The 13,874-nt window shown below is 33.5% G+C and carries 16 protein-coding genes; 9 read left to right on the forward strand and 7 right to left on the reverse strand.

The genetic code is table 11. The features are described 5' to 3' along the window. Positions 1-57 precede the first annotated feature (57 nt). Positions 58-1,200: a cystathionine gamma-synthase gene (locus ABWO08_RS05140; RefSeq protein ID WP_353083995.1), complete on the reverse strand. Its 1,143-nt coding sequence runs from the start codon at positions 1,198-1,200 to the stop codon at positions 58-60. A 159-nt stretch (positions 1,201-1,359) separates the two neighbouring features. On the opposite strand from ABWO08_RS05140, the gene ABWO08_RS05145 reads away from it, so the two are divergent. The 8 genes from ABWO08_RS05145 to ABWO08_RS05180 all read left to right on the forward strand — a co-directional run bounded on the left by ABWO08_RS05145 (position 1,360) and on the right by ABWO08_RS05180 (position 7,951). Further along, positions 1,360-1,710, forward strand: a complete 351-nt coding sequence (locus ABWO08_RS05145; RefSeq protein WP_353084061.1) for an arsenate reductase family protein — start codon at positions 1,360-1,362, stop codon at positions 1,708-1,710. Then, positions 1,710-2,603 (forward strand): DMT family transporter, encoded by an 894-nt coding sequence (locus ABWO08_RS05150; protein WP_353083997.1) that lies wholly within the window; start codon positions 1,710-1,712, stop codon positions 2,601-2,603. The genes ABWO08_RS05145 and ABWO08_RS05150 overlap by 1 nt, the downstream gene beginning before the upstream one ends. A gap of 95 nt (positions 2,604-2,698) precedes the next feature. Next, entirely contained in the window at positions 2,699-3,559 is an 861-nt protein-coding gene (locus ABWO08_RS05155) for a YicC/YloC family endoribonuclease (RefSeq protein ID WP_353083999.1), read from the forward strand. Positions 3,560-3,608: 49 nt separating this feature from the next. After that, positions 3,609-4,286, forward strand: a complete 678-nt coding sequence (locus ABWO08_RS05160; protein ID WP_353084001.1) for a hypothetical protein — start codon at positions 3,609-3,611, stop codon at positions 4,284-4,286. Between the two features lie 60 nt (positions 4,287-4,346). Next, entirely contained in the window at positions 4,347-4,919 is a 573-nt protein-coding gene (gene gmk / locus ABWO08_RS05165; protein WP_353084003.1) for a guanylate kinase, read from the forward strand. An 18-nt stretch (positions 4,920-4,937) separates the two neighbouring features. Then, positions 4,938-5,519: a nicotinate (nicotinamide) nucleotide adenylyltransferase gene (gene nadD / locus ABWO08_RS05170; protein WP_353084005.1), complete on the forward strand. Its 582-nt coding sequence runs from the start codon at positions 4,938-4,940 to the stop codon at positions 5,517-5,519. A 66-nt stretch (positions 5,520-5,585) separates the two neighbouring features. Further along, positions 5,586-6,752 (forward strand): iron-containing alcohol dehydrogenase, encoded by a 1,167-nt coding sequence (locus tag ABWO08_RS05175; RefSeq protein ID WP_353084007.1) that lies wholly within the window; start codon positions 5,586-5,588, stop codon positions 6,750-6,752. Between the two features lie 203 nt (positions 6,753-6,955). Continuing rightward, on the forward strand, positions 6,956-7,951 hold the full coding sequence (locus ABWO08_RS05180) for an NAD(P)H-dependent glycerol-3-phosphate dehydrogenase (RefSeq protein ID WP_353084009.1): 996 nt from the start codon (positions 6,956-6,958) through the stop codon (positions 7,949-7,951). Positions 7,952-7,983: 32 nt separating this feature from the next. Here the strand turns inward: ABWO08_RS05180 and ABWO08_RS05185 are convergent, their stop codons facing one another. From ABWO08_RS05185 to ABWO08_RS05195, 3 genes are all read right to left on the reverse strand, one after another. Continuing rightward, positions 7,984-8,391, reverse strand: a complete 408-nt coding sequence (locus ABWO08_RS05185) for a hypothetical protein (protein ID WP_353084011.1) — start codon at positions 8,389-8,391, stop codon at positions 7,984-7,986. A gap of 83 nt (positions 8,392-8,474) precedes the next feature. After that, positions 8,475-9,494, reverse strand: a complete 1,020-nt coding sequence (gene pheS, locus ABWO08_RS05190; protein WP_353084013.1) for a phenylalanine--tRNA ligase subunit alpha — start codon at positions 9,492-9,494, stop codon at positions 8,475-8,477. A gap of 93 nt (positions 9,495-9,587) precedes the next feature. Then, positions 9,588-9,944: a hypothetical protein gene (locus ABWO08_RS05195; RefSeq protein WP_353084014.1), complete on the reverse strand. Its 357-nt coding sequence runs from the start codon at positions 9,942-9,944 to the stop codon at positions 9,588-9,590. A gap of 127 nt (positions 9,945-10,071) precedes the next feature. Between ABWO08_RS05195 and ABWO08_RS05200 the strand changes: the two genes are divergently transcribed. Beyond that, a complete protein-coding gene (locus ABWO08_RS05200) occupies positions 10,072-10,545 on the forward strand; it encodes a CvpA family protein (protein ID WP_353084016.1) in 474 nt (157 codons plus the stop codon). 7 nt (positions 10,546-10,552) lie between these two features. On the opposite strand, the gene ABWO08_RS05205 is transcribed toward ABWO08_RS05200, so the two are convergent. Genes ABWO08_RS05205 through ABWO08_RS05215 form a run of 3 tightly spaced genes read right to left on the reverse strand, consistent with a single transcriptional unit; the run spans position 10,553 to position 13,857 of the window. After that, the gene (locus ABWO08_RS05205) at positions 10,553-11,296 is read right to left on the reverse strand and encodes a tetratricopeptide repeat protein (protein ID WP_353084018.1); all 744 of its coding nucleotides are present in this window, start codon (positions 11,294-11,296) and stop codon (positions 10,553-10,555) included. 18 nt (positions 11,297-11,314) lie between these two features. Further along, positions 11,315-13,078: a BatD family protein gene (locus ABWO08_RS05210; protein ID WP_353084019.1), complete on the reverse strand. Its 1,764-nt coding sequence runs from the start codon at positions 13,076-13,078 to the stop codon at positions 11,315-11,317. Between the two features lie 29 nt (positions 13,079-13,107). Further along, entirely contained in the window at positions 13,108-13,857 is a 750-nt protein-coding gene (locus ABWO08_RS05215) for a tetratricopeptide repeat protein (RefSeq protein ID WP_353084021.1), read from the reverse strand. Positions 13,858-13,874: the final 17 nt, after the last annotated feature.

A 13,874-nucleotide genomic window follows, 5' to 3' on the forward strand; every position in this document is an offset into this window, starting at 1 on the left:
TTATTGATATAAATCAAACTAGTTTATAATTAGTATTGCATAGAAACAAGCCAATTATTAACGAAATGCTTGTTCTAAATCGGCAAGTAAATCTTCAATATCCTCAACTCCAGTGCTTAGACGAACTAAGTCATCTGTAATTCCAACTTCAAGACGCTTGTCTTCTGGTATCGATGCATGCGTCATTAATGCAGGGTGATTGGCTAATGATTCTACTCCTCCTAATGATTCTGCTAAAGTGAATACTTTTAGTTTTTCTAAAAACGAAATCGAGTCTGCTTTTTTTCCAGATTTGAAAGTAAAGGAAACCATTCCACCAAAACCGCTCATTTGTTTTTTAGCAATTGCATGATTTGGATGATCTGGTAATCCAGGATAATATACACGGTCTACTTCGGGGTGGTTGCTTAAAAATTCAGCCACTTTCATTCCGTTTTCACAATGTCTTTGAACGCGTAAATGCAAGGTTTTGATTCCTCTTAATACTAAATAACTATCCATTGGCCCAAGAGTTCCTCCGGTTGCAAATTGCTTAAAGTGTAATTCATCGCCCAAAGCTTTATCTTTAATAATTAAGGCTCCAGCAATTACATCCGAGTGTCCACCAAGATATTTGGTTGCAGAATGCATTACAATATCAGCACCTAAATCTAGGGGTTTTTGCAAATAAGGCGTTGCAAAAGTATTGTCAACAGCAAATAGTAACTTATGTTTTTTAGTGATTTTAGCAATTTCTTGAATATCGGCCAATTTCATTAATGGATTTGTTGGCGTTTCAACCCAAACTAATTTTGTATTTTCATTAATTAAGGATTCGAATTTCTCCAAATCGTTCATGTCTACAAAATGAAATTTGATTCCACTTTCTTTATATAAACGAGTAAATAATCGATAGGTACCGCCATATAAATCATCCATTGCAATGATTTCATCTCCTGCTTTAAACATTCGTAATAAGCAATCGGTAGCTGCTAATCCGGAAGCAAAAGCCAATCCTCTAGCTCCATTTTCAATAGATGCAAAAGCATCTTCTAACGCTTGACGAGTAGGATTTGCAGCACGACTGTACTCATAATCCCCCACAGGCTGCCCTGGGCTTTTTTGTACATAGGTTGAGGTTTGAAATACCGGAGTCATAACTGCTCCTGTAATTTTTTCGTGGTGTTGCCCACCATGTATTACTTTAGTATTGAATTTCATTGGATATAAATTTTGTCAAAGGTACTAAGTTTTTTAAATATTTAAAGAGTAAGTTATTTCTGAATTAACTCCAAAATAGCAATTTATTAATTGGTTATTTTTTTATAAAAATACAGTTTATATGCTGGAAATGAATTTCCTTTGCAAAAAGTTTTTATGGTGAATAAAATATACTATTTAGCATCTTGTGATACTTGTAGAAAGATAATAAAATCGCTACCCAATTCGAATAAATTGGAGTTTCATGACATTCGTCAAAACCCAATTACTGAAAAAGAATTGGAAGAAATGCATGCGCTTTCTGGAAGTTATGAAGCCCTTTTTAGCAGAAAAGCACAATTATATAAATCATTAGATTTAAAAAACAAAACATTGTCGGAAGCCGATTATAAAATGTATTTGTTGCAACATTATACTTTTTTAAGTCGTCCTGTTTTTATTATTGACGGTAAAATATACATTGGAAATAACCAAAAAAATATCGCCGAAGTAATTAAAGTATTAAGCTAATGTCAAAAAGAAATTGGGCACTCCTTGCCGCGACTTTTGTTTCCATAATATATGGCGTGACTTTTACTATTGCCAAAGATGTTATGCCAAAATATGTTGCGCCTTTCGGATTTATCACGATGCGAGTAGGAGGGTCTGTGTTGCTTTTTTGGTTGGTTTCTTTTTTTGGACCCAAAGAAAAAATTGAATTAGCAGATTTTCCTCGAATTATAGCCGCAGCTTTATTTGGAGTTGCCTTAAATATGCTTACTTTTTTTAAAGGTTTGAGTTATACTTCGCCAATTATGGGAGCCGTTTTAATGGTAACCACGCCAATGATTGTCTTGATTTTGTCTTCTTTTATTATGAAAGAACGAATTAAAAAAAGAAAAGCAATCGGAATTCTATTTGGCTTGGCCGGAACCACCACGCTGATACTTTATGGGAAATCTATGGTTAATGCTCCCAATGCTTCACTTGGAAATTTACTAGTATTTATTAATGCCGTTTCCTATGCCTTTTATCTAATAATTGTAAAAAAATTAATGGATAAATACAATGCATTTACTTTTGTAAAATGGATCTATACCTTCGGTTTCATTATGGTACTTCCGTTTGGATGGAATGAATTTCATGCTATTTCTTGGGGAAATATGCCGGAAGCAATTTATTGGAAAATTGGGTTTGTTGTAGTCTTTTCTACTTTTTTCACTTATTTGTTAAACCTACTTTCCATGCGGGAGTTAAAACCTACAACTGTAGCGGTTTTTATTTATTTACAACCTTTGTTTGCCACCATTTTTGCAATAGGGCTTGGCAAAGACGAACTGAGCATGGTGAAATTACTATCGGCAGTACTAATTTTTGTAGGAGTATATTTAGTTACCCAAAAGAAAGCAATCAGTGAACAGTAATCAGCTCTCAGTATTCAGTAGCAGTATTAAACAGAGCAGCGAACACTTAAGACTGAACACTTTTTTATATATTTGAAGTCAATAAAAATAAAATAATGATACAATCCATGACTGGTTTTGGTAAAGCATCTTTGCAATTACCATCCAAAAAGATTACCGTTGAAATAAAATCACTAAACAGTAAAGGTTTAGATTTAAATACTAGAATGTCTTCTATTTACAGAGAAATGGAATTGGGTTTACGTAACCAAATTTCTCAGTTATTAGAACGCGGAAAAATAGATTTTTCTTTATATATTGAAGTAACTGGTGAGGAAACTTCTTCTAAAATTAATGTGCCAATAGTAAAAGGGTACATGAACCAATTGAAAGCAGTAAATGCTGCTGCAGATGATACGGAGCTTTTAAAAATGGCAATTAGAATGCCGGATGCCCTAAAAACCGAACGCGAAGAAATAGATGAAAAGGAGTGGCAAGAAATTCAAAAAGTAATTCATCAAGCTTTAGAAAATATTGTTCAATTTAGAAAAGATGAAGGCGCTTCATTAGAAAAAGAGTTCCAATTGCGAATTGCAAAAATCCGAACCCTGATGAAAGAAGCTGTTGCTTATGATGCTGAGCGCGTAGCAACAGTAAAAACCCGATTAAGAACTGCTTTAGAAGAACTTAAAGCATCGGTAGATGAAAATAGATTTGAGCAAGAATTGATTTTTTATTTAGAAAAATACGACATTACCGAAGAGAAAGTACGTTTGGAAAATCACTTGAATTATTTCATCGAAACCCTTTCTGGAAAAGAAGCCAACGGAAGAAAATTAGGTTTCATCACGCAAGAAATGGGTCGTGAAATCAATACCATGGGATCAAAATCTAATCATGCCGAAATGCAAAAATTGGTGGTGATGATGAAAGACGAATTGGAGAAAATTAAAGAGCAAGTGTTGAACGTTTTGTAAGTATTAAGCTTAGAGTATTAATACTAATATTAAAATAAATAGTAATACGATGACAAAAACACCTTTATTTATATTATTATTGCTTGTGCTACTGACATCTTGTGGAACAGTTATAAAAACTTTGGCAGGATTTAAAAATCCAAAAGTAGAAGATAAAAAGGAGTTAAATAGATACTTTTCTGAACTAGTTCCAAATTCTAACACCTATTTTTTAAAGGTAAATAAAACTGGAAATGAATATGAAATTTTTCAAGCAATTGGCGCAGGTTTGACTAGTGAAATTTTAATTTTTAGCCAATCTGGCGAAAAATATTGTTATCAAGGTATAGAGGAATGTTCGGGAATTCAAATGCAAAGTGTTTTTAAAAATTTTAACGAAAATTATTTTCCATGTAAAGAGGAAAGTTCTTTAAATTTAAGTACTTATCTAGAAAAAATATTGGATATTGATGGAAATTCAATTAAGTTAGAAAATTTACCAAAAACTGATTTTTACATTTTTCAGCATTGGAATAAATATTCTGGCACAAGGAAAAAACTTCAACAAGATGTAAACTGGTTACTGGATTTAAAGAAGAAATCTAATCTAAATGTTACGATGTTATTTGTTAATGGTGATATGTTAGAAGAATGGGGATTGGAAAAAAACGCCGAATTACCCATAAAATTTAAAAAAGATGGAGATAAGTTTACAATGACATTTGGGAAACTTCCATTAAAAAAATAGCTTGATATAAATTATAAACTTAGTTGATAGTTTCAATTTTTTTGATTAAAAAACAAAATAATGAACAAAGGAAAATTAATAGTATTCTCAGCGCCATCAGGCTCAGGAAAAACAACTATAGTAAGGCATTTGCTTACCAAAGAAGATTTGAATTTAGAATTCTCTATTTCTGCAGCAACCCGAGACCCTCGTGGAGAAGAAGTTAATGGAAAAGAGTACTATTTTATGTCGATTGAAGAATTTAAAAAGCACATCAAAGCCGATGATTTTGTAGAATGGGAAGAGGTGTACCGCGATAATTTTTACGGAACTTTAAAAAGCGAAGTAGAACGCATTTGGGCAAAAGGCAAAAATGTGATTTTTGATATTGATGTGGCTGGAGGTTTGCGAATAAAATCAAAATTTCCGCAAGAAACTTTAGCTGTTTTTGTGAAACCACCAAGTGTAGATGAGTTAAAACGCCGACTTAAAGAGCGTTCAACCGAAAGTGATGATAAGATTAACATGCGAATTGCCAAAGCGCATGTGGAATTGGCAACGGCTCCTCAATTTGATATAGTAATCAAAAATTATGATCTAGACATTGCTAAAGAGGAAGCGTATCAATTGGTGAAAGATTTTGTAAATAGGTAGTTACTAATATTTCAATAAATGAAAATCGGATTGTATTTCGGAACCTTTAACCCAATTCATGTTGGGCACTTAATTATTGCCAATCATATGGCAGAACATTCCGATTTAGACCAAATATGGTTAGTAGTCACACCTCATAATCCACATAAACAAAAAAGTACCTTACTTGACGATTACCAGCGCTTGCATTTAGTGCATTTGGCTACAGAGGATTATCCAAAAATAAAAGCTTCTGACATCGAGTTCAAATTGTCGCAGCCCAATTATACCGTAAATACATTAGCACATTTAAAAGATCATTTTCCGAAGCATGAGTTTTCTTTAATTATGGGTGAGGACAATTTAAACTCGTTGCATAAATGGAAAAATTACGAGTATATTTTAGAAAATCACGATATTTATGTTTATCCAAGAGTTTCGGGCGAAATTGAAAATAGCGAATTACTAAATCATTCGAGAATTCATAAAGTGGCGGCTCCAATTGTAGAAATCTCCTCTACATTTATTCGAGAAAACATCAAAAACAAAAAGAATGTTCGCCCATTATTGCCAGAAAAAGTTTGGGAATATATTGACCACAATAATTTATATAAAAAGTAAACTTAACATTACTTTATCACATGTTCCTGCAAACCTTTTGTAATTTAGCATTCTAAATAAATTACAATGAACAACTTCGAATTATACAATCCCGTAAATTATGTTTTTGGCAAAGGCCAAACAGAAAAATTAGCCAACTTAGTTCCTAAGAATGCCAAAGTTTTAATCGCTTATGGTGGCGGAAGCATTTTTAAAAATGGCGTTTACGACCAAGTAAAAGCCGCATTACAAGGATTTGAAATAGTGGAGTTTGGAGGAATTGAGCCCAACCCAAGGTTTGAAACTTTGATGAAAGCAGTTCAAATTATCCGCGAACAAAAAATTACTTTCATACTTGCAGTTGGTGGAGGAAGCGTAATAGATGGCGTAAAATTTATTTCGGGGGCTGTTAATTTTGAAGGGGATGAAATAGAAATTCTTAAAAAACGAATCCTATTTACCGACATCACCAAAGTAATTCCATTTGGAACGGTTTTAACTTTACCGGCAACAGGATCTGAAATGAACTCGGGGGCCGTAGTAACCGTTGAAGCTACTCAAGAAAAACTAACCCTTGGCGGAAGTGCCTTGTTTCCTAAATTCTCCATTGTAGATCCAACTGTAATTGTTTCTTTGCCAAAAAGACAATTACAAAATGGAGTTGTTGATGCCTTTACTCATGTTTTAGAACAATACCTTACATACAAGCACGATGCGATGCTACAAGATCGTTTGGCTGAAAGTATTTTGCAAACCTTAATTGAAGTTGGCCCTAGTGTAGTAGAAAATCCGAGTGATTATAAATTGGCTTCCAATTTTGTTTGGAGTGCTACGATGGCCTTAAACGGCTTGATTCCAAAAGGGGTTCCAAGTGATTGGGCAACCCACATGATTGGTCATGAATTGACTGCTTTGTATGAAATAGACCATGCGAGAACTTTAGCAATAATTGGCCCAAATTTATACAGAGTATTGTTTGAAACCAAGAAAGAAAAACTGGCTCAATATGGCCAGCGCGTTTGGAATATTAGCGGGAATTCAATAGATGAAATTGCTCACCAAGCTATAGATAAAACGGTTGAATTTTTCCATACGATGGGAATGAAGACCAAACTTTCTGAAAATACCGAAAACTACAAAGAAACCGCTGATTTTATTGTAAATCGTTTTCAAGAAAGAGGTTGGTTGGCATTGGGAGAAAAACAAAATGTTACTTTAGAAAAAGTAAGAGAAATTGTAGAATTAAGCTACTAATAAAATAAAAAGGCGTTTTAGAAAAGTTCTAAAACGCCTTAATAAAACAAACTTCAACCCAAAAATAAGATGATTCTATACTTATAACGACAAATGGTAAAAGTTATTGTATTGATTATCAAAAATTTAAATAGTAATTGATTTTGTTGCTTTTGGGAATCTAATAATAAAAGAGTATTTTTGATTTTTCAAAAGACTAATAAATGAATGCAAATCCAAAGTTTGCCGTAATCGGTGGAGGAAGTTGGGCTACTGCAATTGCAAAAATGTTGTGTGTAAACCTTGAAGAAATTGCTTGGTACATGCGAAATGAATCAGCAATTGATCATATAAAAACACAAAAACACAATCCAAATTATTTAAGTTCAGTTGAATTTGACACAAGCAAACTTAGGCTTACTGCAGATATAAACGAAGCAGTTGCTTATGCTGATTATATCATTTTTGCCATTCCTTCGGCGTTCTTAAGTACCGAATTAGAAAAATTAACCGTTAGTCTAGAAAACAAAGTTATTTTTTCTGCTATTAAAGGAATTGTACCAGAAACCTTCTTGATTGTTGGCGAACATTTTCATCAAAAATTTGACATTCCATATGAAAATATCGGAGTAATTACTGGACCTTGCCACGCAGAAGAAGTTGCTCTAGAGCGCCTTTCCTATTTAACTATTGCTTGTGGAGATCGAATAAAAGCCAAAGTAGTTGCTAAAGTTCTTACTAGTAATTACATTAAAACTAAAATATCCGATGATATTATTGGCACTGAATATGCAGCCATGCTGAAAAATATTTATGCAATTGCTGCCGGAATTGCTCACGGATTAGGTTACGGAGATAACTTCCAATCGGTGATTATGAGTAATGCCATTCGTGAGATGAAAAAGTTCATTCGAAAAGTGCATAAAATGAAACGAAATATTAATAATTCGGCCTATTTAGGAGATTTATTAGTTACTGGGTATTCGGTTTTTTCGCGAAACAGAATGTTTGGGAACATGATAGGGAAAGGGTATACTGTAAAATCGGCGATGATGGAAATGAGTATGGTTGCTGAAGGGTATTATGCCGTTAAAAGTGCTTATAAATTAAACCAAGAATACAAAGCCAATACTCCAATTATTGATGCGGTTTATGAGATTTTATACGAAGGTAAAAATGCTAAAGCAGTATTCAAAAAACTAACCGATAAATTAGATTAAAAGAATAAATAAGATTCCAAAGTGTAAGAAAATTATCTAACGATAACGCCTTCTACAAACAAAATCGGCACTTCTTCAGTAGCTTCGTCGCTAATGCTGTTTTTTCTAAAAATAAATTTCTTGTCGTATAAAGTAGAATCTATGAAGTAGGTAACCATGAATTCGTTATTCAATTCCAATACACTCTTTTCAATCATTTCAACTTTTACCACGGAAACCGAAGGAACATGTTGAAATGCATGACGTAAAAGCGATGTTTTTTTCATTTCTCCGTCAATCGTTCCAGCTGCTTTAGAAACAACCATTACTCCGTCTAAATCAAAGTCGGAGTCATTTACTAAATACACATTCCACACCTTTTCCATGAAGTCATCACTCCATTCGGAAACGGCAGCAAGAAATACATTTTCAACTTCTGGAATGGTAATGTCTGCTTTCATTATTAGATACTAGATTATAGACTAAAAGATAATAGACCAAAAGATAGCATCTCTCATCTATCCATCTATTATCTATTTTCTTTTTAGATGCTGGCTTTAAATTGCTCTAAGAAACGCACATCGTTTTCATAAAACATTCTAATATCTCCAATTTGGTATAATAACATGGCAATACGCTCAATTCCCATTCCGAATGCAAAACCATTATATTCATCTGGGTTGATGCCACAGTTTTTCAATACATTTGGATCTACCATTCCGCATCCACCAATTTCTAACCAACCGGTTCCTTTAGTGATTCGGTAATCGGTTTCGGTTTTTAGTCCCCAGTAAATATCAATTTCGGCACTTGGCTCAGTAAAAGGGAAATAACTTGGGCGCAAACGAATTTTAGATTTGCCAAACATCTCCTTGGTGAAATACAAAAGCGTTTGTTTTAAATCGGCAAATGAAACGTCTTTATCAATATACAATCCTTCTACTTGGTGAAAAATACAATGCGAACGCGATGAAACGGCCTCATTACGGAAAACCCTTCCCGGAGAAATGGTACGAATAGGCGGTTTGTTATTTTCCATATAACGCACTTGTACCGATGAGGTATGGGTACGCAATAAAACATCAGGATTGGTTTGGATGAAAAAAGTATCCTGCATATCTCTTGCCGGATGGTATTCTGGCAGGTTTAATGCGGTAAAATTATGCCAATCGTCTTCAATTTCTGGTCCTTCAGACACATTAAATCCAACGGTCGAAAAGATATCGATAATTTGATTTTTAACAATAGAAATAGGGTGGCGTGAGCCAATAGTAACCGGCTCACTAGGACGGGTTAAATCACCATAGAATCCTTTAATTTCTTCTTTGCTTTCTAACTCTTCTTGAATCGATTTTACTTTTTCTTCAGCAACATTTCGAAGTTCGTTTAAAACCAAACCAAAATCTTTTTTTTGCTCGTTTGGCACATTTTTAAACTCTGCAAAAAGCTCTTTTAGCAAGCCTTTACTTCCTAAATATTTAATACGAAATTGCTCTAAAGCTTCTTTGTTTTTCTCTTTGAATGCTTTAGCTTCTTCAATATGCTGTTTTATCTTATCTATCATCGAAATCTCTTTAATGCTGCAAATTTAAGTAAAAGTTGGAAGTTGGAAGTTGGAAGTTGGAAGTTTTTTGAAGAAATATAAAATCAACAATCGTTAATCAATTAGTTCTTTTTCTATAAAATAATTTACAATTGCTTCTTTCATCAACACCGATTGTTCTCCGGCTTTTAGCGGCGGTAGCTCTTCTTTTATTTTGTAATGAGGCCAACCTTCTTTATCTACATAATCAAATTCATAATAGCCGTAAGGTTCAAGCAAGCGACAAATGGCAATATGCATGAGGTTGACTTTTTCATCTTTCTTAAATAATTGCTGAAAACGGCCATATTCTTGCACGCCAATTAAATAAATTATGGCATCCAAATCTAAATCTTCGCCTTGCGAAAATTGATTGGAAAGTATCGAAACAACATTCTCCCAGCGCTCTTTTAATTGTATATCTCTTGACATTTTTCTTTTTTGAATGTAGATAATAGACTTTTTCAAATTTTCTATTCGAATGCAAATATATTACTTTTCGGGGCTTTAATCTTTGTTCTATTATTAATCTATTATATTTGTGCTTTATTCTTTACTTATGATTTTTATTGATATTATTTTAGGTGCTTTACTTGTTTACGGATTAATTCGCGGTTTAAAAAACGGATTAATTATTGAATTTGCTTCCTTGATTTCCTTGTTTCTTGGAATCTATTTAGCTGTAAAATTCTCCTCAATTTTAGGGGATAGTAAAACGGCAAAAGTAATTGGTTTTATTATCGTTTTGGTATTGGTGCTCATCGGAATTCAATTGCTTGCAAAAGCACTTTCTAAAATTGTAAGCGCAATGTTACTAGGCGGATTTAATAAAATTGGTGGCGCTATTTTGGGAACCATAAGAATGGCTTTATTTCTTGGGGTTGTATTAAGTTTGTTCCAAAAAGTAAATCAAAATAATGACTTAGTATCTAAAGAGACCGAAACCAAATCGTTGTTTTTTAAGCCAATTTATAAAACTTCAGAGTTCATGTTGCCTGTTTTATCAAGCTGGTTTTCTCATTTGAAAAAATAATCCAATATTAATTCAATTCTTTAACAGCATCCTCAGGAATCCAACCTGTACTTTCATCAGATAATTGTACTTTTTTCCAATTAGCGATGCTTTCTAAAACAGTCACTTTTGTTCCTTCGTGAAGCAAAATAGTTTCGGGGCTAGTTGCTTTTGGCTCTCCTTTTACTGATACACTTTCAGCAAAAATAATTGCCGATTTTTCAGATGCCATTCGGTTTTTTTCATAAATTCCAGAGGAAACACTAATTGCAATTCCTAGGAAAATAAAAAACATTCCCGAAAAGAAAACGCGTTTTCTAAAAGCAGTTCCCGAAAGGTAATACCCAGCAAAAAATACCAAGAACAAAAATGCCAATACAACTGCAATCCAAGCCCAAGTATCATAATAATAACTAGAAGTGAAATCCTGAATTAATTTGCTAAAACCAACTTTTGGTACAATTTTAATGTCATCAATAGTCATTTTTCGAGCAAAATCGAGATTCGTTATAATTTCCTCGTCATTCGGATTTAATTGCAATGCCTTTTCGTAATTATAAACTGCAGGTGCTACTTTATGTAATTTATAATAACAGTTTCCTAAATTAAAATACAATTCGGCCGAATGTTTTCCCGTTGCAATTTCACTTTCATACTGATTAATTGCTTCGGTATAATTTTCTTTTTGATACAATTGATTCCCTTTTTCAAATGCTGATTGTGCAAATGAAAACTGAACTATGAAAAGGATAAGTAAAAGCTGTTTTTTCATATTTTAATACTTAATAAATTAAGCTAATTGTTTTTCTAAGCTCGATAGTATAGCAATCGCTTTATCATAATCTTGCTGAATCGTTACACTTGTAGATGGCGCATAGCGAGCCAATTCGCAACTTTCTGTTAGATTAATAAATTCTTTTACCGTATCGGCATCGGCATTTCGCGTAAGCAAAATATCGGTTATGATCTCCTTACTCATTTCGGAAGTTTCAATACTTAATTTGGCTTTCAAGAAATTATGCATTGCTTTTTCTAAGGCAATATAAAATGGCTCTTTGTTTTGTAAATGTTTTTGAGCTTCGGATAGGTATTTCTTTGCCAAAGCGTTTGTTTTTCTTTTTTTGTTCCCTGCCACATCGGCATCTTCTGCTTCTTTTCTTTTTCTGAATAATATTAATGCAGGAATTCCTAAAAACGGCAATGCCATCAAAGTATAAAATAATCCAGAACCTATGAAATCATCAGATTGAATGGGTTTTAGCGTAGTAGTTTGTTTAATATAAGCAAATGCTTTGCTAGCTGTAACCGGGACCTTAGCACTTCCTGGTGGAGGTGTAGTTCCTGAATTTGCAACTCCGGGACCATCTAAAACATTTAAAACAATTTCAGATGAAGTTATGGTTTTATAGCTTCTTGTCCCTAAATCAAAATAGGTAAATCGCAACGGTTTTATTGGAAAATTACCCTTCGATTGTGGAATGATAGTGTATTTATCTGAAATTCTTCCTGACATTCCGGTAAGTGGTGTGCTTACATTTTCTGTATGCTGAGGGTCGTACATTTCTAAAGTTGAAGGAACCACCGGTTTAGGCAAACTAAATAATTTTAGATTTCCTGTACCAGTTACGGTAACATCTAAATCTAATGATTCTCCATATTTTAGACCAGTTCTTGAAGGAGTCACTTTGAAATTAAATTTCCCAACTGCCCCCGAAAAATCATCAGGTTTTCCTCCCAATGGCAATGGTTTTACAGAAATAACTTTACTACCTGCAGAGACACGTTTGCTGTCTTCAACTAATTGTACTTGTCCAAAAAAGTTAGGTCTGCCTCTTGGAACTTGGCAATCAATGTCTAATGAAAGCGGCTCAATTTCTAAACTCCCTGATTTTTGAGGATATAAAACCGTTTTGCGCAAAACCACATAACGGTATTTTTGACCTTTAAAAATTCCTTCTTCGGCAACCAATTGTTTGATGTCAATATTCTGACTCCAAAAATCATTGTATTTTGGTTTATTCAATTCGCGCCAATTCGTAATTCCGATGTTATAGCTAAAATATAATTTGTAAACTACCGTAATGGGCTCGTTTACATACGGATTGGTTTTAGAAATATCAGCAACCAAATACAAGTTATCATCTGCCTTAACCGTAGCGGGTTCGTTTGGATCATTCGGTTGTTGAACGGCATTAGTAACATTTATTTTAATTGGCAAAGTCTTATACAATTGCCCATTAATTTCAATTACAGCTTGACGAATTACTAAATTTCCTTTTTGCAAAGGCAATAAAATATAGGTATACGATTTTTGGAAAGTGCTTCTACCATTTATCCATGACTGGCTAATTGACTGGCTTGGACCACCTACAACTCTAAAGCCACAAGCCTCAAAATTTGGTGGCACAAAATTATCGCCATCTTCATTCATAGAAAATTCAATTCGCACCCTCTCATTTAACCCCAGTGTGTTCTTACTCACATTTGCTTCAAATTTTACTTGAGCAAATGCAGTGCTTGCGGTGATTAATAGTAAGATTAAATATCGTTTCATTTGTAATTCCTAATTTTATATTCTAATTGTTACCAATCTTTTTCTGGTTTCTTCGGATTGGCTTGCACTTTTTGAGCATTTACTTTCTCCTGTACCTTTTTCTCTTCATTATTTACAGCATCCAATAAATTGTCTATTCGCTGCTTGGATGCTCCACTTGGTTTCGGCTGTGGTTTTTCACCATCGCCTTTGTCTTGTTTGTCTTTTTTATCTTTACCGTCTTTTTTATCCTTGTCTTTATTGTCGCCTTTATCTTTCTTATCGTCGTTTTTGTCTTTGTTTTTATCTTTTTCCTTTTCTTTCTCCTTATCCTTCTTTTTGTCTTTTTTCTTGTCTTGCTCTTTTGGTGGTGGATTATCTTTTAGCATTTTTTTTGCTAAAGCAAAATTATATCTAGTTTCTTCATCATTTGGATCGTTTCGCAATGCATTTTTATAGGCTTCTACGGCATTCGAATAATTTTTTTCTTTCATAAACGAATTTCCTAAATTATGAAATGCCTGATGTTTTTCTGCTTTTGTTTTAGCGTCTTTTATCGCTTTTGCAAATTGATATTTAGCTTCAGCAGTTTGATTCTGTTTGTAAATGGAGGTCCCTAGGTTATAGGAAGCAATTGATTTCTTTTTAAATTTTGCCTGAGATAAACGATATTCAGCTTCAGCATCAGCATAATTTTTGTCTGCAAATTTTTCATTTCCTTGCGGCAAAAATTTATCTTTTTCTTGCGCTTGAGCAATCAAAGAAATTAGAATTACTAAATATGTTATTGTTTTTTTCATTTTTTCTAAATCAGAAA

This window comes from Flavobacterium sp. (assembly GCF_040383245.1).
Classification (GTDB): domain Bacteria; phylum Bacteroidota; class Bacteroidia; order Flavobacteriales; family Flavobacteriaceae; genus Flavobacterium.

What these genes read in the sequence shown, in the direction of transcription:
- ABWO08_RS05140 (WP_353083995.1), bottom strand. Translation starts at nt 1,200, where the DNA reads ATGAAATTCAATACTAAAGTAATACATGGTGGGCAACACCACGAAAAA.
- ABWO08_RS05150 (WP_353083997.1), top strand. Translation starts at nt 1,710, where the DNA reads ATGTCAAAAAGAAATTGGGCACTCCTTGCCGCGACTTTTGTTTCCATA.
- ABWO08_RS05155 (WP_353083999.1), top strand. Translation starts at nt 2,699, where the DNA reads ATGATACAATCCATGACTGGTTTTGGTAAAGCATCTTTGCAATTACCA.
- ABWO08_RS05160 (WP_353084001.1), top strand. Translation starts at nt 3,609, where the DNA reads ATGACAAAAACACCTTTATTTATATTATTATTGCTTGTGCTACTGACA.
- gmk (WP_353084003.1), top strand. Translation starts at nt 4,347, where the DNA reads ATGAACAAAGGAAAATTAATAGTATTCTCAGCGCCATCAGGCTCAGGA.
- nadD (WP_353084005.1), top strand. Translation starts at nt 4,938, where the DNA reads ATGAAAATCGGATTGTATTTCGGAACCTTTAACCCAATTCATGTTGGG.
- ABWO08_RS05175 (WP_353084007.1), top strand. Translation starts at nt 5,586, where the DNA reads ATGAACAACTTCGAATTATACAATCCCGTAAATTATGTTTTTGGCAAA.
- ABWO08_RS05180 (WP_353084009.1), top strand. Translation starts at nt 6,956, where the DNA reads ATGAATGCAAATCCAAAGTTTGCCGTAATCGGTGGAGGAAGTTGGGCT.
- ABWO08_RS05185 (WP_353084011.1), bottom strand. Translation starts at nt 8,391, where the DNA reads ATGAAAGCAGACATTACCATTCCAGAAGTTGAAAATGTATTTCTTGCT.
- pheS (WP_353084013.1), bottom strand. Translation starts at nt 9,494, where the DNA reads ATGATAGATAAGATAAAACAGCATATTGAAGAAGCTAAAGCATTCAAA.
- ABWO08_RS05195 (WP_353084014.1), bottom strand. Translation starts at nt 9,944, where the DNA reads ATGTCAAGAGATATACAATTAAAAGAGCGCTGGGAGAATGTTGTTTCG.
- ABWO08_RS05200 (WP_353084016.1), top strand. Translation starts at nt 10,072, where the DNA reads ATGATTTTTATTGATATTATTTTAGGTGCTTTACTTGTTTACGGATTA.
- ABWO08_RS05205 (WP_353084018.1), bottom strand. Translation starts at nt 11,296, where the DNA reads ATGAAAAAACAGCTTTTACTTATCCTTTTCATAGTTCAGTTTTCATTT.
- ABWO08_RS05210 (WP_353084019.1), bottom strand. Translation starts at nt 13,078, where the DNA reads ATGAAACGATATTTAATCTTACTATTAATCACCGCAAGCACTGCATTT.
- ABWO08_RS05215 (WP_353084021.1), bottom strand. Translation starts at nt 13,857, where the DNA reads ATGAAAAAAACAATAACATATTTAGTAATTCTAATTTCTTTGATTGCT.